Genomic DNA, 19,088 nt, shown 5'->3' with positions numbered 1-19,088 from the left:
CGTTCCCGAGGCTGATGACCCCCGGGGAGCGAGCGCATACGGTGGAGCCATGGGTAAGACGATCCTGACCGTCCTCGGTGTGGTCCTCGCGGTGTGGCTGGTGGTCACCGTCATCGGCGCGATCTTCTCGATGCTGAAGTTCTTCTTCTTCATCGGACTCGTCGCCGTCGCGGTGGTACTCGCCGTGACCGCGGTCTCCAAGTTGTCGAAAAGCCGCTAGGCGAGCGGCCCGATCCCCTTGCCGCGATGTCGCCGGTGACCGCATGATGCCGGAATAACCAGGCGGTCATCGGCGAAGGAGACCCTCGTGCCAGGTCTTGACGGAGTGCTGCGCGAACGAGCGCTCGCCTATCCCGACCGTGTCGCGTACATCGCGGGCGACACCGAGATCTCCTACGGCGACTTCGACCGGCGCGTCGACCGGGTGGCCGCGGCGCTCGCCGCCGCCGGGCTCGGCCCCGGCGACCGGGTCGCGGTCCTCGACAAGAACTCCCTCGAATACGCCGAGCTGCTCTTCGGCGCGACCCGGATCGGCGCCGCTCAGGTCCCGGTGAACTACCGGCTGGCGCCCGACGAGGTCGCCTACATCGTCAACAACGCCCAGGCGAAGGTCTTCGTCGTCGGCCCCGAGTTCCTCCCCGTCCTGGACGCGATCGCCGGCAAGCTCGAGCACACCGACCTGACGGTCGTCGTCTCCGGCGCCGGCCACGCCCACCAGGACTACGCCGCCTGGATCGACGCGGCCCCCGCCGAGCCCCCGGCGTACGAGCCCGACAGCGGGGACGTGTTCGTCCAGCTCTACTCGTCCGGCACGACGGGCCTGCCCAAGGGCGTCATGCTGACGCACGACAACTTCCTGTCGGCGCTCGCGGTGACCAACGACGTGTGGGACATCGACGCGTCGTCCGTGCTGATGATCGCGATGCCCATGTACCACGTGGCCGGCAACGTGCTCACCGTCTCCGCCGTCTACAACGGCCTCACCGGGGTCGTCACGCGCGAGCCCGACCCGACGGCGATCGCGCGGGGCATCGAGCGGCACCGCGTCACGCACATCTTCCTCGTCCCGGTGCTGCTCCAGTTCATGCCGCTGATCCCCGAGGTCACGGCCGCCGACATGTCCAGCCTTCGGCTCATGCTGTACGGCGCGTCCCCGATCAGCGAGGACGTCCTGCGCACCGCCATGGCGATGCTGCCGACCACCGACTTCCGGCAGGTGTACGGCCTGACGGAGGTCACCGGCGCGATCACCTCGCTGCCGCCCGAGGACCACGACCCGGACGGCCCGAACGCGCACCGGCTGCGCAGCGCCGGCCTCCCGAACGACAACACCGAGCTCCGGATCGTGGACCCGGCCACCGGGGACGAGCTGCCGACCGGGCAGGTGGGCGAGATCATCTGCCGGACGCCGCAGAACATGAAGGGCTACTGGGGCATGCCGGACGCGACGGCGAGCGCGCTGTCGGAGGACAACTGGTTCCGGACGGGCGACGCCGGCTACCTCGACGAGGACGGCTACCTCTACATCCACGACCGCGTCAAGGACATGATCATTTCCGGCGGGGAGAACATCTACCCCGCCGAGGTGGAGAACGTCCTGATGGGCCACCCCGCCGTCAGCGACTGCGCGGTCATCGGCGTCCCCGACGAGCGCTGGGGCGAGACGCCGAAGGCGATCGTGGTGGCGGCCAAGGACGTCTCCGACCAGGAGATCATCGACTACTGCCGCGAGCGCCTGGCCCACTTCAAGTGCCCCACCTCGGTCGAGCGCCGCGAGGCGATCCCCCGCAACCCCACCGGCAAGATCCTCAAGCGCGACCTCCGCGCCCCGTACTGGCAGAACGCGGACCGCGGAGTTAATTGAATCTCCCCTCACCCGCAACAACCTCAAAGGTTGCGATCGCGTCCGAAGGCAGGTTCGAGCTTGCGAGAACCTGATCGCGCAGCGAGCCGCAAGGCGAGACGGAGCGATGCCAGCGATCGCCCGCGTTTGTCGACGATGGAGGGCCGCCAGGCCCGAAGGAGGAGAGAAACGCAGAATTACTGGTATCGGACGACTGCTGAGAGGGGGCGGTGGTCCGAGGTCTTGACGGGGGCCGCCGGGACGCTGCAGGAGACGGCGGCCGACTTGCCGATGAACAGGTAGTCGGTCTTGTCCAGCGCGGTGCCCTGCCAGTTCTGCCGCGTGTTCGCCCCCGCCCGGGACGCCCCGGTCTGGTCGCACTCGTCGTAGGCGGCGTAGAGGGGGTCGAGGGCCGTGCTCTCCGGGACGTCGGCGAGGTCGCCGCCGACGAGGACGCGGTCCGTGCCCGCGAGGGTGGCGAGGGCGCCGGCCTCCTTGCGGCGCCACTGGCCGCTCTCGGCGGCGCTGAACTGGGTGACGCAGACGCGGGTCGTCCAGGACGGGACCTCACCGCACAGGGCGATGCGGCTGACTCCGTCGGACGCGGGCAGCTTGACCTGCCGCTGCGCGCTGAGCGGGGCGTCGGTGCCGATGGCGACGCCGGCGCGGCCCTGCCCGGCCGCGCACGTCCCGTCGCCGGGCGCGAACGCCCAGCTCCACCTGGGCAGGGACGTCTTGAACGAGCGGACCTGGCCCTCGCAGACCTCCTGGAGCAGGGCGGCGTTGGGGCGCACCGTGCGCCCGCCGACCTCGGTCTCCCGCATCCGCTGGACGATCTCCTTGGTGAGCTTGGCGGGCGCGGTGCCGGTGGGGCAGTCGGAGCCGCCGCAGACGTTCCAGCTCACCGCGTTGATCGTCACGGCGGCGGGGCGGGGTGCGGCCCCGTCGGCGTGGGCGGGACCACCCCCGCCCGGCAGGCCCTCGATGCTGGCTCCGGTGGCGGCGGCGGTCACGACCGCGGCGGCCGCACAGACCGAGAGCAGGGGAATCAGGGCGCGGGGGGATCGCACACGTGCTCCAGACGGGGGGATCTGCGGGGGTGATGTCGGAATCTCACCACATCAAGATCGCATCCGCCAGCCGTTCGCGACCACTCGGTGGCGGGAGGCGGGGGCTGCCCGATCAAGGTTAGGGGCCCCGGCGAGTGCCGGGGCCCCTGCCGCTAGTCGAGCAGCGCGGTGACGGTGCCCGCGCCGACCGTCCGGCCGCCCTCGCGGACGGCGAAGCCGAGCCCCTCGGTCATCGCGACCGGCTTGCCCAGCTCGACGGCCATCTCGACCGAGTCGCCGGGCAGCGCCATGCCGCCCTCGCCGAGGTCCACGGCGCCGACCACGTCCGTGGTGCGGAAGTGGAACTGCGGCCGGTAGCCGTGGAGGAACGGCCTGCTCCGCCCGCCCTCGTCGGCGGTCAGCACCCGGACCCGGGCCCGGAACCGCAGGTGCGGCCGGATCGCGCCGGGCGCGCTGACCACCTGGCCGCGCCGAACCTGGTCCCGCTTGACGCCGCGCAGCAGCATGGCGGTGTTGTCGCCCGCCTCGGCGTACTCCATCGTCCGCCCGAACGTCTCCAGGCCCGTCGCGACGGAGCCGAACGTGTCGCCGAGCCCGACGACCTCGACCGCGTCGCCGATCCGTATCGCGCCCTGCGCCACGACGCCGGTCACGACGGTGCCGCGGCCGGTGATCGTGAGCACGCTTTCGACCGGCATCAGGAACGGCGCGTCGACCACCCTGCGCGGCACGGGCACGTACGCGTCGATCGCGTCGAGCAGGTCGACGATCCGGGCCGTCCAGTACGGGTCGCCCTCCAGCGCCCGGAGCCCGGACACGCGCACGATCGGGATCTCCTCGCCCGGGAAGCCGTACTCGGTGAGCAACTCCCTGACCTCCAGCTCGACGAGGTCGAGGAGCTCGGTGTCCTCGACCATGTCGGCCTTGTTCAGCGCCACCACGATGTGCCCGACGCCGACCTGCCGCGCCAGCACGACGTGCTCGCGCGTCTGCGGCATGGCGCCGTCCTGGGCGGACACGACCAGCACGGCCCCGTCCACCTGGGCGGCACCGGAGATCATGTTCTTCACGTAGTCGGCGTGGCCGGGCATGTCGACGTGGGCGTAGTGCCGGGTCGCGGTCGCGTACTCGACGTGCGCGACGTTGATGGTGATGCCCCGGTCGCGCTCCTCGGGCGCGCGGTCGATGCGGTCGAACGGCACCGGGGACGCCAGCCCGCGGTCGGCGAGCACCTTGGTGATCGCCGCGGTCAGCGTCGTCTTGCCGTGGTCGACGTGCCCCATCGTGCCGATGTTCAGGTGCGGCTTGTCGCGCTCGTAGAGCTGCTTGGCCATCGTCTCGTCCTCGCTGGTGGATCCGGTGAGAACCGACCGCGCGCACTCGGGCGCCGGTCCGGTGACGACCCCCCTCCGCTGGTTCTCCGGAGGGTGGGACGGAGAGGGGTCAGCTTCGCAGGCCGTCGAAGACGACCGCGTCGGCTGCCGCCGAGAAGGCAGCCGGCACCGCGCTCAGCAGGGCGATGCCTGCGAGCGTCCGGGTGCCGGCTGCGAGGAACATGCCCCGGACATTACGGCCGCCTCCGGCGGAAGTCGACAGGTTTTCCGATGCTTCACGGCAGCCGGCCCCGCCGTCGGGGCAGGGCCGGTCACCGGGTGCCGGGGTTCAGCAGCCGGACGGGGTCGCGTCAGGGCCGGGGAGCGGGGCACGGTCGACGATCGCGGTGTCCAGGAGGGCGCTGGACTGGGTCGTGGTGCCCGGCGCACCGAACGGGCCGCCCTTGCCCGCGACGACGTCGCGGGTGCCCAGGAAGCGGTGGCTCGCCCGGTCGAAGACGAGCTCGTCGCGGACGCCGTCCCGGGTGCGGGTGACCGCGACCCCGTGGCGTCCCGCGGCGTCGACGCCGTCGTCCCTCAGCCTGACCCCGGGGATCTCGGCGATCGCGCGGTACAGCGCCGCGCGCACCCGGGGCGGCGCGGGCCGGTCGATCAGGTCGGACGCGGCCGCCCACTGCCGGTCGCCCCGGTCGCCCTCGCCCTGGTCCGCCAGGAGGTCGAGCAGGGCGCCGGTGTCGGTGGGCAGGGCTCCGAGGTAGGGGCGCTCGATCGGCGGCGACGCCGGGCAGGGGCCGACCACGCTCTCGCCGTCCGGCGGGAGCTCCTCGCCCGGACGCGGCCGGACCGAGTTCTTCTCGATGACGAGGCCGCTCCCCGCGCCGCCGGCGGGCAGCCAGGTCCGGGTGCGGACCTCGTACCAGCGGCCCGTGCCGCCGACCCGCCGCCGCGTCACGGTCTCCTGGTAGACGATCTGGTCGGCGCGGGGCGCCGGGCCGGCCGCCGCCCGGTCGGCGGCCCGGTCGAGGACGGCGGCGACCTCGGCCGTCCGCCCGGGTTCCCGGTGACCGGCGAGGAACGTGGCCACCACACCCGCACAGGCCGCTGCGGCGACGCCGGACAGCAGCAGCGGGCGCCGCCGCCGGACGGGCCCGCCGTACGCCCGCCGCCGCCAGCGGTTCTCGGCCCCGGTCACGTCGATGTCCGCGGGGACCTCGGAGCGCAGCCGCTCCACCAGCTTGAGCTCATCCATCGTGGTCCTCCTCGGCGAGGGCTTCGCGCAGCTTGCGGCGGATCCTGTTCATGCGGGACCGGACCGTCCCGGCGGGCACGGCGAGGGCTTCGGCGACCTCGTCGTAGGTCAGACCCGCCCACGTCACCAGCAGCAGCACTTCGCGCTGCGCCGCGGGCAGACCGGCGATGGCCGCGGCGACCGCCCGCGACCGGGCGCCCGCCTGGACGCGGTCCTCGACCGCGTCCGTGAAGGGCTCGGTGACCGGGTCGAGTCCGTTGCGCGCGAGGGCGCGCAGGGCCCGCACCTCGGCGCGGCGGTGGCGGCGGATCAGGTTGGTCGCGATCCCGTAGAGCCAGGGCCGCGCGTCGGGACGCGCCGCGTCGTAGCGGCGGCGGCGGTCGAAGGCGACGAGGAAGGTCTCGGCGACGACGTCCTCGGCGGCGTCCCGGCCCAGGCGCCGCGCCGCGTACCGCATGATCTCCGGGGCGTGCCGGCGGAACAGGCCCGCGAACCTCTCGGGCTCGGTCCGGGACGCGGCGATCAGGGACGCGTCGGTGGGGTCGTCATCGGCGGCGGGCTCGGGCCGCGGGGGCGAGGAGCGGCTCGTTGTCGGCATGCGCGGGCCTCTCGGTCGTGGACGTTTCACCCCCTCTTGCCCGTGCGGCCGCGTACGGGTCCCTCCGGTTCAGGAGCCGTCCTCGACGACGCCGGCGCGGGTCTCGCGTTCCGGCGTGCGGAGCAGGAGGTAGCCGAGCAGGGCGCCGGCGATCTGGAACCCGGCGATCGCGAGGACCAGGCCGACCGGGCCGATCGCGTCGGCGGACGCGGCGGTCAGCGCGGCGCCGACCGCGGACGCGCCGATCTTGAGGCTGCCGGCCGTGGTGTTGACCTGCCCGAGCCGGTCGGGGGGCGACTCGCGCTGGCGCAGCATGAGCGTGGCCGCGAACACCGGCCCCTCCGCGACGCCCGCGGCGACGAACGCCGCCGTCGCCCACGGCAGGGAGGGCGTGACGGCGAGCGCGGCGAGCGACGCGCCGAACGCGACGAGTCCGGCGATCATGACGGGTTCGGCGTGCCGGGGCGTCAGCCACCGGCTGGACGCCAGGGAGCCGATCAGCGAGCCGACCGCCATCGCCACGAGGAGCCGCCCGCCCGCGCTGGGCGGCGCGCCGATGTGCTCGGCGAGCAGCACCGCCGTGACGGCGACGCCGCCGAAGCCCATCCACGCGAGGGTCGTCGCGACGGTCAGGCCCCGCAGCACCCGGCCCTGGGCCAGCACCACCAGCCCGCCTGTGATCACTGAGCCGACCCCGGCCGGCGGCGGCCGCGGCCGCGCGCCCGTCTCGGTCTCGACGGCCGCGGCCCGCCCGCCGACCGCGCCGGTGTCGGCCGCGGCCTCCACCGCCGCCGTGCCCGGCGCGGCCGCGTCGGCGCTCGCGGACGGGCCGGGGAAGGGCAGGAACGGGAGGGTCAGGAGGCCGAGGACGCCGACCGCGACGACGGCGGTCCCGGCGTACTGGCCGCCGGCCAGGGCGGCCAGGCCGGCGGCGAGGCCGGGGCCGGCGATCCCGGCGAGGTTGTAGCTGGAGGCCTCCAGCCCGTAGGCGCGCGAGAGCCGGCCGGCCGGGACGAACCGGGGCAGCAGGCTGGTCAGCGCGACGACGATGGGCTCGGTGCAGCCGATCACGGCGGCGACGACCAGCGCCAGGGCGAGCGGCGAGCGTCCCGCGAGGACCAGCAGCAGCCCGGTCGAGGCGACGTAGCAGGCGGCGAGGGCGACGGCGCCGCGGCGGGGGCGCGCCACCCGGTCCAGCGCGTTCCCGATCACGGGGCCGCTCAGCACGTACGGCAGCGTCATCGCGGTCTGCAGGTACCCGGCGGTGGCGGCGTGGCCGGTCCGCGCCTGGACGGTCAGGACCAGCGCGGTCGCGACACCCTCGGCGGAGACGCGCAGCATCGTCGCCGAGGTGAGGTGGAGGGGCAGCCCCGCGTTCCTGCCGATCACCCTCGAATGGTGGCATATCGTCCGCCGCCTAGACTGCGGAGGGTGACGGCAGCGAAGACAGCGCACGAGCACCGGGTCACCAGCGAGGTCGGACGGCTGAGGACGGTGCTGCTGCACCGCCCCGGCGCGGAGCTCAAGCGGCTGACCCCGCGCAACAGCGACAAGCTCCTGTTCGACGCGATCCCGTGGGCGGGCCGGGCGCAGGAGGAGCACGACGCGTTCGCCGAGGCGCTGCGGTCGCGCGGCGTCGAGGTCCTGTACGTGACCGAGCTGCTGCAGGACGCCCTGGAGTACGAGGCCGCGCGCGAGCAGGCGATCGCCGACGCCATCGTCGACCTGCGCCTCGGGGACCAGCTCCGCCGCGTCGTCGAGGACCACCTGCGCGGGCTCGACCCCGAGAACCTCGCGCACACGCTGATCGCCGGGCTCGCGCACGAGGAGCTGAAGGCCGGGCACGGCCTGGTCTACCGGCTGATGGACGAGCGGGACTTCATCGTCGACCCGCTGCCGGGCCTGCTGTTCACGCGCGACAACAGCACGTGGATCGGCGACCGCGTGGCGGTGACGAGCCTCGCGATGGAGGCGCGGCGGCGCGAGTCGGCCCTCACCGGCCTGATCTACGCGCACCATCCGCGGTTCGCCGGGGTGGAGCCGGTCTACAGCCCGTCCCTGGAGCACCTGGAGGGCGGCGACGTCCTGCTGCTGCGCCCGGGTGTGATCGCCGTGGGCACCGGCGAGCGGACGACGCCGGCGGGCGTCGAGCGCCTGGCCCGCCAGGTGATCGGGGCCGGGCTGGCCCGCACGGTGCTGGCCGTGCCGATCGCGCAGGAGCGCGCCACCATGCACCTCGACACCGTCTGCACGATGGTCGACGTCGACACCGTCGTGATGTACCCGCCGGTGGCGCACTCGCTCACCGCCTACACGGTGACGCTGGACGACGGCCACCTGCGCGTCGCCGAGCCGCGCCCGTTCCTCCAGGCCGCCGCCGACGCGATGGGCCTGGACCGCCTCAAGGTGATCGACACCGGTCTCGACCCGGTCACCGCCGAGCGCGAGCAGTGGGACGACGGGAACAACACCCTCGCCGTGGCGCCGCGCCTGTGCGTCGCCTACGAGCGCAACATCGAGACCAACGCGCAGCTGGAGGCGTCCGGGATCGAGGTCATCCGGATCAGTGGGAGCGAGCTCGGGACGGGGCGGGGCGGTCCCCGCTGCATGTCGTGCCCGATCCTGCGCGAGGAGATCTGAGCCGCGCCCGGGGCGGCCGGGGAGAAGAGGGTTCTGCGTTCTTCCCGGCGCCGGGGGCTCAGAGGCGCGCGGCGCCGGGAAGAACCATCAACGCTCGCGATGTCGACGGGGGCACGACATCGCCCGAGCGTTGGAGAGGACCATACAAGGTCGGACGGGGTTCCTTCCAGGCAGGGTCGCTCTATGCCGGATATGCCCGACTTGGAGCTACTTCACTCCTGGTTCCGTTGCAGAGGTCTTCATCCGGCTCGTCGAGCAGGTCCGGAAAGGCGGAGAGATCCGGGACGACGGCGTGCGCGCCGGCGGGAGCGGCCATCCGCTCGTCGCCGGACGACCTGGGCGTCCGCAGGATGGCCCAGACGGTCGTGGTGCCGTCCTCGTGGCGCACCCCCCAGCCCTCGGACAGCGCCTCGACGATGCCGAGCCCGCGCCCGCCGAGCGAGGAGAGCGTGCCCGGTCCCCGGCGCGGCTCGGTCATGGCGCCGCCGTCGCTGACCTCCAGTTCGAGGAGGTCGCCGCGGCAGAGCCAGCAGACCTTCACCTGGCCGGACGGCAGCGGCCGCGCGTGCCGCAGTGCGTTGCTGAGCAGCTCGCTGACGATGACACTGGCGTCGTCCACGACGGAGTCGTAGACCCCCGAATCGGCCAGCTCCGAGCTGAGGCGCCTGCGGGCGACCGCGACGCTGGACGGTGCGTGTGGTAGCAGTACGACGCTCGACGCCCTCACCTCCCCGATGCTCCGCTCACTCGGACGAGTCCCGTCATCACCCTTCCGGTACGTCCGAAATGCCCTGATGGCCATGACGGGAAACCAGGACGAACCAGTTCACCACCTGCACAACGAGTCATCAGCCGTCCGGTCACGGTGATCACCCCCGGGATCGGAATCTCGTCACCAACGGCGACCAACCAAGGATCTATCCAGCCAACGGCGGATTTACTCCTCACGCACGCGTTTCGTCCGTCACACGCCGCCGTCACCGCACTTCTCCGCACCGTTCCCAGCCTGCCACCCCGCGAGACCGCCGAAAGCGCTGGTCACGCCCGTCTCACCGGACCGCCCGGGGCGGACTGTCCGCACGGTAAGTAACCGTCCGCTCAGCGCGCCGAACGCAACACCAGGCGCATGCACGTCCCCTCGCCCGCCCGCGCGCCACCTGCGGGTCCCCGCCCGTTCGTGACGGAGAGTAGTCGACCGGCCTGTTCTTCCTGGGTGTTTTCAGAGGGATTTGACTGGTTATTCAGAGTTTGGGGGGTTTCGATGTGAGATGTCTCACGCTCGGCCGGGTGCGCGGAGATCGTGCCGCCCTGCGCCTCCGTCAGCCGTCGGACGATGTAGAGGCCGAGCCCGATGCCGCCGAACCGGCGGCGGTCGCCCGCGTCGCCCTGGACGAACCGCTCGAAGATCCGCTCATGGTCGCCGGCCGGGATGCCGATGCCCTCGTCGGAGACCGTGACGACGATGCCGGAACCCTCGCGGCGGGCGCGCACCCGCACGGTCCCGCCGTCCGGGGAGTACTTGAACGCGTTCTCCAGCAGCTGCCCGAGGACGATGTCGGTGGCCATCGCGTCCCCGCTGCACGGCGGCAGGTCGGGGGCGATCTCCAGCTCCACCCGGTGCAGCGGCGACAGCGAGCGGAACCCGGCGACCACGCCCTCCAGGACCCGGCCGAGATCGAACGGCTCGATCGTCACGGCCAGCTCGTCGGCCCCGGCGCGCGACCCGAGCAGCAGGTGCTCCACGAGCCGCCCGAGCGACTGGGCCCGCTCGGCGATGGTGGCGACCGCGGCGCGGCGGTCGGCGTCGGTCAGCTCGTCCCACCGGTTGACCAGCGTGGACGCGAACCCCTGCACGACCGTGATCGGGGTGCGCAGCTCGTGGCTGGTCGTGGCGAGGAACAGGTCCTTGGCCTCCTCCAGCGCCTTGGCCTCGGAGACGTCGCGGAAGTCGACGACCAGCTCGCCGGTCTCCTCGATCTCGGCGGCCAGCACGTTCAGCCACGTGCCCGACTCCAGGCGGAACGTGAGCATCTCGCCGAGATCGGGCATGTCGAAGGGCAGCGGGCGCCCGATCGCGTCCTCCGGCGGGATGCCGGTCAGGGTGTGCGCGGAGTTGTTCCAGTGCCGGACGACGAGGTCGTGGTCCAGCACCGCGATGCCGTCGGCGCTGGAGTCGATGACGGCGCGCTCGTGGGCCCGCTGCCGGACGACCTCCGCGTAGGCGACGGCGTTGCCGACCGCGACCCCGGCGTGCCCGGCGAGCAGCTCCAGCAGTTCGAGCTCGGTGTGCCCGACCTTGCGTCCGGAGAACAGCGCGTAGAGCGCGCCGTACGGCCGGTTCTGCAGGTAAGACAGGCCGAGCGCGATCGTGTGCAGGCCGGGCAGTTCCGACCAGATCAGGTCGCCGAGGCGCCGCTCGCCCGTCGCGAGCTTGACGGTCTTGCCCGACCGCAGCAGCTCCCCGACCAGGCTCGGTCGCAGCTCGGCGCACCGGCCGCGCATCCGCTCCGGCAGCCCCGACATGCTGACCAGCCGCAGCCGCTCACCCTCGATCTTGACGAATCCGCCCGCGTCGGCGCCGGTCAGCTCGATGAGCGCGGCGGTGATCCGGTCGAGCACGACGGCCAGGTCGAGCTCGGCGCCGAGGTCGGCGACGATGTCGTTCAGCCGCCGGACCAGCCGGGCCCGCTCGGTCATCCGGTTCTGGACGATCTCGTCGTCCTCGACCGGGTGGTACACCCCGACCCAGCCGAGCAGCGTGCCCCTCGGATCCTTCAGCAGGCTCGTGTCGATGCGCACGTCGATGAGCCGGCCCTCGCGGTGGAAGCGGCGGGTGGCGATCGAGATCTGCCCGCCGTCGGTCTCGCCCTCGCCGCCGCGCCGGGTGAGGAGCCGCTCCTGGACGGCGTTGTGCTCGGCCTTCAGCTCGTCGGGGACGATCGGCGGGACCCGGCCGAGCATCTCCTCGGCGCTCCAGCCGAACATGCGCTCGGCCGCCGGGTTCCACACGGTGACCCGGTGCCGCTGGTCCACGGCTACGATCGCGTCGGCGGCGCTCTCGATGACGGCCCGCGCGATCGGATCGTGCACGTGCTGATACACGTCTGTCATCGTGCCACCGCACTCCGGCATGGCGCCGGGCAACTTGCGCCGAAACTTGCTTTCGACCCAAACCTTACCGTCTGGTAAGCCTACCGATGAGCAGGGCCGCGACCCCCGCCACCAGGAACGACAGCAGCGAGGCGCTCATCCACGTCTGCGGCGTGAAGTGCAGCGCGTCCCGCACGTCCGACCAGAAAGCGGTCCACCGCGCGACCGTGCCCGGGTTGACGAGCTGGTAGACGACGAACCCGATCGCCCATGCCGCGATCATGCCCCAGCGGGACGGCGCGGTCCGCGAGACGTCCCAGCCGCCGGCCCGGCGGCGGCCGAGGAAGAAGTCGGCGGCGAGGACGCCGAGCATCGGCACGAACACCGATCCGATCAGCGACAGGAAGCCCGCGTAGTCGCCGATGTCGAGGACCAGCGCGAGCACGGTGATGCCGACGCCGAGCGCGACGCTCAGCACCCGGCGGTCGGCCCGGGGGAACAGGTTCTGGATCGACACCGCCGTGGAGTAGGTGTCGGCGAACGACTGGTCGGCCTCCCGCAGCACGAACACGGCGAAGAACACCACGCCCAGCGAGACGCCCAGGAACGGGTCGAAGATCCTGCTCGAGTCGCCCGCCACCAGCGCCAGCGCGAGCAGCCCGAGGACGTAGGCGACGATCTGCGTGACGGAGTAGCCGACGGCCGCGGCGCCGAAGGCCCCGCGCTCGGTGCGCGCGTGCCGGGTGTAGTCGGCGGCGACCGGGACCCAGGAGATCGACACCGCCAGCGCGGCGTCCGCGCCGAGCCAGAACCCGCCCCACGAGCCCTGCGTCAGGTCGGGCAGCGGCTCCCGGACGAGCTGGACGTAGAAGTACACGAGCGCGATCGCCACGGCGACGGTCACGTAGCGGCGCAGCAGCCGCACCGAGCCGAGCGGCCAGACCGTCAGCACGGTGGTGATCGCGCCCGCGGCGACCACGTAGCCCCAGCGCGGGACGCCGTCCCACAGCTCGCGGGCGGCGTCGGCGATGACGATCAGCTCGAACGTCCCCCACCCGACGAGCTGGGCGATGTTGAGGACGGTCGGCGCGTACGACAGCTTCGCGCCGAACAGGCCGCGCAGCAGCACCATCGCGGGCTGCCCGGTCCGCGCGCCGGGCACGGCGGCCAGGCCGAGCATCAGCCCGCCGAGGGCCGTCCCGACGGCCATCGCGACGATGCCCGCCATGATCGAGATCGTGGGGCGGCCGCCGGCGTCCGGCGCGAGGACGGTGTAGGCGCCGGAGAAGGCCAGGAGGCTGACCCCGAGGTTCCCCCAGAAGGCGCTCTGGTCCCAGAAGCCGAGGACCTTGGGGGCCGGCTCGTCGAGGGTGAAGGGGACCTCGTCGGGGGCGCGCTCGCCCTGAGGGCGCTTTTCGACGTCGGACGTCACGGGACACACACTCCCTACGCCGGCATTACCCGGACAGGTTCATGCGGTCGGCGACGCCTTGGAGGCCGCCCTCTCAGCCCGGCTGTGGCCCGAGCTCCCGCGGTCATCGGTCAGGCCCGATCGTACAACCGCCCGTCACGCCCCAGAAGAGGGCAACCGGGTCAGATCACGCGAAAGTTTTCAGATCCCCCAGAGTCATCGAGCTCATGCAGCGACATCGACGCTCACGCAGCACCATCGACGCTCACGCGGTGTCATCGACGCTCACGCGACGTACGGCGGACCATCCCCCGCGCCCTCCATCGGCCGGCCCGCCTCGGCCCACCCGTGCATGCCGTCGCCGACGTTCCTCGCCAGCCACCCCGCCTGATTGAGCGCGGACGTGACCTGGGCGGACCGCGCCCCGGACCGGCAGATCACGTAGACCTCCCGGTCGCGGGGGATCTCGCCGGCGCGGTCGCCGAGATGGCGCATGGGGATATGGACCGCCGCGGGCGCGTGGCCCGCGTCCCACTCGTCCTGCTCCCGGACGTCCAGCAGGTAGCCGTCCTGCGGAACATCCGCGGCGACCACGGCCGGCACGTCTTCCCCGAAATTCATCACACCCCCCATGGAACCGTGCGAAGCCCCCCTGCGTCGAATCACGCATGCGGTATCGGACGCTCGTTTTCGCAGCGCCCGGGCTGGCCTTGCTCCTGTCCACGGCCGCCTGCGGCGACGAACAGGCAAACGGAAACTCCGCCGGAGCGCCTTCGGGCACGACGTCCGTGCAGCCGTCCGGCTCACCGGCGGACACGCTCACCGTGCGGGTGAAGGCCTCCAAGGAGGCGCCCGCCAAGACCTGGAGGCTGTCCTGCGCCCCGCCGGGCGGGGACCATCCCGAGGCGGCCGGCGCCTGCGCGGCGCTCACCAAGGTCAAGGATCCCTTCGCGCCCGTCCCCAAGGACCAGATGTGCACCAAGATCTACGGCGGTCCGGAGATCGCCACGGTCGAGGGCACCTGGCAGGGCAAGCGGATCGACACCACGTTCACCCGCGACGACGGCTGCCAGCTGCACCGCTGGAGCCAGATCGGCCCGGTCTTCGGGAACGTCCCGAAGGTCCGCTGATCCCGTCCCCGATCCTTCGTCCCGTCCGGACGAGCCATCCCCGTTCCGGCTCCGTCCCCGACTCCCGTCGCCAGGCCCCGGCACCCGCCGGGGCCTGGCCCGTCTCACGGCGCCCGGGGCCCGCTACTTGAGGAGGCGGGACATGCGGCGGTCGGCGAGCGGCTTGCCGCCCGTCTGGCAGGTGGGGCAGTACTGGAGCGCCGAGTCGGCGAACGACACCTCGCGCACTGTGTCCCCGCACACCGGGCATTTCTCGCCCGCGCGCCCGTGCACCCGCAGACCGGTCTTCTTCTCGCCCTTGAGGTCCTGGGCTTCGAGGCCGCGCGAGCGCTCCACCGCGTCCCGCAGCGTGGTGACGATCGCCTCGTGCAGGACGGCGACGTCCTCCTCGGTCAGCGAGGACGCGATCTTGAAGGGGGACATCCTGGCGACGTGCAGCACCTCGTCGGAGTAGGCGTTGCCGATACCGGCGATCACCTTCTGGTCGCGCAGCAGCCCCTTGATCTGGCTGCGCTTGCCGTTGACGATCCCCGCCAGGGCGGCGGTGGTGAACGACTCGTCCAGGGGGTCGGGGCCGAGTGAAGCCACGCCGGGCACGTCGTCGGGGTCGCGGACGACGTAGACGGCGAGGCCCTTCTTGGTGCCGGCCTCGGTGAGGTCGAAGCCCGAGCCGTCGTCCAGGTGCACGCGCAGGGCGAGCGGGTTCTTGCCTCCGGGCCGGACGGGCCTGGCCGGGATCTCGTCGCGCCAGCGCAGCCAGCCGGCGCGGGCGAGGTGGACGACGAGGTGCAGCCCGTCGACGTCGAGGTCGAGGAACTTGCCGTGCCGGGTCGCGCCGGTGACGGTCAGCCCGCCGAGCGCGGTCACCGGCGGGTCGTAGGTCTTCAGCGCGGAGATGGCGAGAACATCGACGCGGGCGACGGCATGGCCGACCGCGCGCTCCCGCAGGAACCCCGCCAGCGCCTCCACCTCAGGTAGCTCAGGCATGGGTTCAGTATCCGCGACGAGGCACGCTGCCGGAACGTCCGTCCACAGCCCTGTGGACGCCTGTGGAAAACTCTGGGGGCGGTGTGACCCGGATCTCGGAATCACCGATACCCCCCAGGGGTTGTCACGGGTGTCCGGTTATGGCAGCATGAGGCCCACGAGATACCCCCCAGGGGTAAAACATCGAGGGAGAAGACGATGAGCACCGCCACCTACACCGTCAGCGGAATGACCTGCGGCCACTGCGTGAGCTCGGTGACCGAGGAGGTCGAGCAGATCGCCGGTGTGACCGGCGTGGACGTCGACCTCCAGACCGGCAGGGTCACCGTCACGAGCGAGACCCCCCTCGACGACGCCCGGGTCAAGGACGCCGTCGAGGAGGCCGGATACCAGCTGACCTCCTGAGCGGACCGCGCCTCGCCCCCGCGGCGGGGTGCGTCCCTCGCAACACCGAGCGGAGTGAAACGGCAATGAACAGCGCGACCAGGCTGGGGGCCTACGCGGTGGGCCTGGCGGTCGTCTTCGGAGGCGCCGCGAGCGTCGGCAAGATCGTCGGCCCCGTCGGAGGAACGGCGAAGATGGCGTCCCACGAGAACGGCGAAGGCGGGCACGGCAGCGGAGGGCACGGCGGCGGTGGGCACGAGACCGCGGCGTCCCACGCGCCGGGCGGCCTCCAGGTGTCGGAGGACGGCTTCACGCTGGCCCCGCAGCGGACCGTCCTCACCGCCGGGGAGAAGACGGACTTCCGGTTCACGATCAACGGGCCGGACGGCAGGCCCGTCACCGGGTTCAAGCCGCTGCACGGCAAGCGCCTGCACCTGATCGTGGCGCGGCGCGACCTGTCCGGCTTCCAGCACGTGCACCCGACCGAGGCCGGGGGCGGCGTCTGGACCGTCCCGATCACGCTGGCCAAGCCCGGCGTGTACCGGTTCTTCACCGACATCCAGCCGGACGGCGCGAAGCGGCAGCTCACGCTCGGCACGGACGTGTTCGTCCCCGGCGACCTGAAGCCCGCGCCGCTGCCCGGGCCCGAGCAGGTCGCGAAGGTGGACGGCTACGAGGTGCGGCTCACCGGGGGCCTCACTCCCGGGAAGTCGACCGAGCTGACCCTGAGCGTGAGCAAGGACGGCAGGCCGGTCACCGACCTGGAGCCCTACCTTGAGGCCTACGGGCACCTCGTCGCGCTGCGGCAGGGCGACCTGGCCTACCTCCACGTCCACCCGGACGGGGAGCCCGGCGACGGCGAGACCGAGCCCGGCCCCGGGATCACGTTCTTCGCCGAGGCGCCCAGCTCCGGCGCGTACCGCCTGTACCTGGACTTCAAGCACGACGGCAAGGTCCGCACGGCCGAGTTCACGGTGCACGCCGGGAACGTCCCCGCCCAGGAACAGGGCGAGGAGCCCGAACCGGGCCACGACGACCGGCCCCACACCCACTGACGTTCCGATCGAGGCAGAGGAGGACGCGATGAGCACGGACGCTGTGTCCGGGCGTGTCGAGCTGGCGATCGGCGGTATGACGTGCGCGTCGTGCGCCAACCGCATCGAGCGGAAGCTCAACAAGATGGACGGCGTGACCGCCACGGTCAACTACGCCACCGAGAAGGCCAGGGTCGAGTTCGCGCCGGAGGTCTCGCCCGACGAGCTGATCGCCACGGTGGAGAAGGCGGGCTACTCCGCCGCCCTCCCCGCCCCGCCGAAGGCCGCCGGCGAGGCGGCCCCGGAGCCGGCCGACGAGCTGCGCCCGCTGCGGCAGCGGCTGGTCACCGCGGTGGTGCTGTCGATCCCGGTGATCGCGATGGCGATGGTCCCGGCGCTCCAGTTCGAGGCGTGGCAGTGGCTGTCGCTGACGCTCGCCGCCCCCGTCGTGGTGTACGCGGGCTGGCCGTTCCACCGGGCCGCGGCGGTCAACCTGCGGCACGGCACGGCGACCATGGACACGCTGATCTCGCTCGGCACGCTGGCCGCGTTCGCGTGGTCGCTGTGGGCGCTGTTCTTCGGCACCGCGGGAGAGCTGGGCATCAAGCACGGGTTCGAGTTCTCGATGACCCGCTCGGACGGGTCGATGAACATCTACCTGGAGGCCGCCTCCGGCGTGATCATGTTCATCCTCGCCGGGCGGTACTTCGAGACGCGCTCCAAGCGCCGTGCGGGCGCCGCGCTGCGCGCCCTGCTGGAACTCGGCGCCAAGGAGGTCTCGGTCGTCCGGGACGGCCGCGAGGAGCGGATCCCGGTCGACCGGCTGGCCGAGGGGGACCTGTTCGTCGTCCGCCCCGGCGAGAAGATCGCCACGGACGGCGCGGTCGAGGAGGGCTCGTCCGCCGTGGACGCGTCCATGCTGACCGGCGAGTCGGTCCCGGTGGAGGTCGGACCCGGCGACACCGTGGTCGGCGCGACCGTGAACGCGGGCGGACGGCTGCTGGTGCGCGCCACCCGGGTCGGTTCCGGCACCCAGCTCGCGCAGATGGCGCGGCTGGTGGAGGACGCGCAGACCGGCAAGGCGCAGGTGCAGCGGCTCGCCGACCGGATCTCGGGCGTCTTCGTCCCGGTCGTGATCGCGCTGGCGCTCGGCACGCTCGGCTTCTGGATCGGCACCGGCGAACCCCTCGCCGGCGCCTTCACCGCCGCGGTCGCCGTGCTGATCATCGCCTGCCCGTGCGCCCTCGGCCTGGCCACCCCGACCGCGCTGATGGTCGGGACCGGGCGCGGCGCGCAGCTCGGCATCCTGATCAAGGGCCCGGAGGTGCTGGAGTCCACCCGCGCGATCGACACCGTCGTGCTGGACAAGACCGGCACCGTCACCACCGGCAAGATGGCCCTGGTCGACGTCATCACCGCCGACGGCGTCGCGGAGGAGGACGTGCTGCGGCTGGCGGGCGCGCTGGAGAACGCGTCCGAGCACCCCATCGCCCAGGCCATCGCCAGGGGCGCCGCCGAGCGGGTCGGAGACCTCGGCACGGTCGAGGACTTCGCGAACGTCGAGGGCCTCGGCGTCCAGGGGATGGTGGACGGCCACGGCGTCCTGGCGGGCCGCCCGCGGCTGCTCGCCGAGTGGTCGCAGCACCTCACGCCCGACCTCGAACGCGCCATGGAGAAGGCCCAGGCCCTCGGCCACACCGCCGTCGCGGTCGGCTGGGACGGCGAGGCCCGCGCGGTGGTCACCGTCGCGGACCAGGTCAAGCCCACCTCCCGGGAGGCGATCGAGCGGCTGCGCGGGCTCGGGCTGCGTCCGGTCCTGCTGACCGGCGACAACGAGACGGTGGCCCGCACGGTCGCCGACGAGGTGGGGATCGAGGAGGTCATCGCCGACGTCCTGCCGCAGGACAAGGTGGACGTCGTCAAGCGCCTCCAGTCGGAGGGGCGGACGGTCGCCATGGTCGGCGACGGGGTCAACGACGCCGCCGCTCTGGCCCAGGCCGACCTCGGCCTGGCGATGGGCACCGGCACGGACGTGGCGATCGAGGCGTCCGACCTGACCCTGGTGCGCGGCGACCTGCGGGCCGCGGCCGACGCCATCCGGCTGTCGCGCCGCACGCTGGCCACGATCAAGGGCAACCTGTTCTGGGCCTTCGCCTACAACGTGGCCGCCCTGCCCCTCGCGGCGTCGGGCCTGCTCACCCCGATGATCGCCGGAGGCGCCATGGCGTTCTCCTCGGTCTTCGTGGTCACGAACAGCCTGCGCCTGCGGCGTTTTAACTGATCACGGGGCGTGCCGTGTCGGGACGGGGGCCCGACAC

At 72.6% G+C, this 19,088-nt stretch carries 17 protein-coding genes and 1 riboswitch; of the genes, 7 read left to right on the top strand and 10 right to left on the bottom strand.

What is annotated here, in order from left to right:
• Positions 1–49: 49 nt before the first annotated feature.
• Both AB0C69_RS08820 and AB0C69_RS08815 read left to right on the top strand, forming a co-directional pair.
• Positions 50–220, top strand: coding sequence for a hypothetical protein (locus AB0C69_RS08820; RefSeq protein ID WP_345171658.1), 171 nt, complete (start codon positions 50–52; stop codon positions 218–220).
• Between the two features lie 87 nt (positions 221–307).
• Positions 308–1,864, top strand: a complete 1,557-nt coding sequence (locus tag AB0C69_RS08815; RefSeq protein WP_360351563.1) for a long-chain-fatty-acid--CoA ligase — start codon at positions 308–310, stop codon at positions 1,862–1,864.
• Positions 1,865–2,040: 176 nt separating this feature from the next.
• On the opposite strand, the gene AB0C69_RS08810 is transcribed toward AB0C69_RS08815, so the two are convergent.
• From AB0C69_RS08810 to AB0C69_RS08790, 5 genes are all read right to left on the bottom strand, one after another.
• On the bottom strand, positions 2,041–2,913 hold the full coding sequence (locus AB0C69_RS08810) for an endonuclease/exonuclease/phosphatase family protein (protein WP_360351560.1): 873 nt from the start codon (positions 2,911–2,913) through the stop codon (positions 2,041–2,043).
• 152 nt (positions 2,914–3,065) lie between these two features.
• A complete protein-coding gene (gene tuf / locus AB0C69_RS08805) occupies positions 3,066–4,247 on the bottom strand; it encodes an elongation factor Tu (protein WP_360351557.1) in 1,182 nt (393 codons plus the stop codon).
• A gap of 328 nt (positions 4,248–4,575) precedes the next feature.
• Complete coding sequence (locus AB0C69_RS08800) at positions 4,576–5,496, bottom strand: CU044_5270 family protein (protein ID WP_360351554.1); 921 nt, start codon at positions 5,494–5,496, stop codon at positions 4,576–4,578.
• Positions 5,489–6,094: an RNA polymerase sigma factor gene (locus AB0C69_RS08795; RefSeq protein WP_345171667.1), complete on the bottom strand. Its 606-nt coding sequence runs from the start codon at positions 6,092–6,094 to the stop codon at positions 5,489–5,491. The genes AB0C69_RS08800 and AB0C69_RS08795 overlap by 8 nt, the downstream gene beginning before the upstream one ends.
• A gap of 69 nt (positions 6,095–6,163) precedes the next feature.
• The gene (locus AB0C69_RS08790; RefSeq protein ID WP_360351551.1) at positions 6,164–7,483 is read right to left on the bottom strand and encodes an MFS transporter; all 1,320 of its coding nucleotides are present in this window, start codon (positions 7,481–7,483) and stop codon (positions 6,164–6,166) included.
• Positions 7,484–7,525: 42 nt separating this feature from the next.
• On the opposite strand from AB0C69_RS08790, the gene AB0C69_RS08785 reads away from it, so the two are divergent.
• Positions 7,526–8,734, top strand: a complete 1,209-nt coding sequence (locus tag AB0C69_RS08785) for an arginine deiminase (protein WP_345171671.1) — start codon at positions 7,526–7,528, stop codon at positions 8,732–8,734.
• Between the two features lie 181 nt (positions 8,735–8,915).
• Here AB0C69_RS08785 and AB0C69_RS08780 read toward each other — a convergent pair whose 3' ends face one another.
• The 4 genes from AB0C69_RS08780 to AB0C69_RS08765 form a co-directional block, all read right to left on the bottom strand.
• Entirely contained in the window at positions 8,916–9,461 is a 546-nt protein-coding gene (locus AB0C69_RS08780; RefSeq protein WP_345171673.1) for an ATP-binding protein, read from the bottom strand.
• Positions 9,462–9,832: 371 nt separating this feature from the next.
• Positions 9,833–11,845 carry a PAS domain-containing protein gene (locus AB0C69_RS08775; protein WP_360351547.1) on the bottom strand — a complete coding sequence of 671 codons (2,013 nt, stop codon included), beginning with the start codon at positions 11,843–11,845 and terminating at the stop codon, positions 9,833–9,835.
• 64 nt (positions 11,846–11,909) lie between these two features.
• Positions 11,910–13,256 (bottom strand): cytosine permease, encoded by a 1,347-nt coding sequence (locus AB0C69_RS08770; RefSeq protein ID WP_360351544.1) that lies wholly within the window; start codon positions 13,254–13,256, stop codon positions 11,910–11,912.
• Positions 13,250–13,367: riboswitch (TPP riboswitch) on the bottom strand. It overlaps the preceding gene by 7 nt.
• Before the next feature lie 153 nt (positions 13,368–13,520).
• Entirely contained in the window at positions 13,521–13,856 is a 336-nt protein-coding gene (locus tag AB0C69_RS08765; RefSeq protein WP_353833406.1) for a rhodanese-like domain-containing protein, read from the bottom strand.
• Between the two features lie 203 nt (positions 13,857–14,059).
• On the opposite strand from AB0C69_RS08765, the gene AB0C69_RS08760 reads away from it, so the two are divergent.
• Positions 14,060–14,365, top strand: coding sequence for an SSI family serine proteinase inhibitor (locus tag AB0C69_RS08760; RefSeq protein ID WP_360351540.1), 306 nt, complete (start codon positions 14,060–14,062; stop codon positions 14,363–14,365).
• A 123-nt stretch (positions 14,366–14,488) separates the two neighbouring features.
• Here the strand turns inward: AB0C69_RS08760 and AB0C69_RS08755 are convergent, their stop codons facing one another.
• Positions 14,489–15,352 carry a DNA-formamidopyrimidine glycosylase family protein gene (locus tag AB0C69_RS08755; protein ID WP_345171683.1) on the bottom strand — a complete coding sequence of 288 codons (864 nt, stop codon included), beginning with the start codon at positions 15,350–15,352 and terminating at the stop codon, positions 14,489–14,491.
• Between the two features lie 198 nt (positions 15,353–15,550).
• Here AB0C69_RS08755 and AB0C69_RS08750 point away from each other — a divergent pair, with 198 nt between their 5' ends.
• The 3 genes from AB0C69_RS08750 to AB0C69_RS08740 all read left to right on the top strand — a co-directional run bounded on the left by AB0C69_RS08750 (position 15,551) and on the right by AB0C69_RS08740 (position 19,051).
• On the top strand, positions 15,551–15,757 hold the full coding sequence (locus tag AB0C69_RS08750; RefSeq protein ID WP_141579550.1) for a heavy-metal-associated domain-containing protein: 207 nt from the start codon (positions 15,551–15,553) through the stop codon (positions 15,755–15,757).
• Between the two features lie 65 nt (positions 15,758–15,822).
• Positions 15,823–16,791 carry a hypothetical protein gene (locus AB0C69_RS08745; RefSeq protein WP_360351535.1) on the top strand — a complete coding sequence of 323 codons (969 nt, stop codon included), beginning with the start codon at positions 15,823–15,825 and terminating at the stop codon, positions 16,789–16,791.
• Positions 16,792–16,819: 28 nt separating this feature from the next.
• Positions 16,820–19,051, top strand: a complete 2,232-nt coding sequence (locus tag AB0C69_RS08740; protein WP_360351532.1) for a heavy metal translocating P-type ATPase — start codon at positions 16,820–16,822, stop codon at positions 19,049–19,051.
• Positions 19,052–19,088: the final 37 nt, after the last annotated feature.

It is taken from the genome of Actinomadura sp. NPDC048032 (genome assembly GCF_040653175.1).
In the GTDB taxonomy this organism is placed as follows: Bacteria; Actinomycetota; Actinomycetes; order Streptosporangiales; family Streptosporangiaceae; genus Spirillospora; species Spirillospora verrucosospora.
This window is presented reverse-complemented; position numbering and strand designations above follow the sequence as displayed.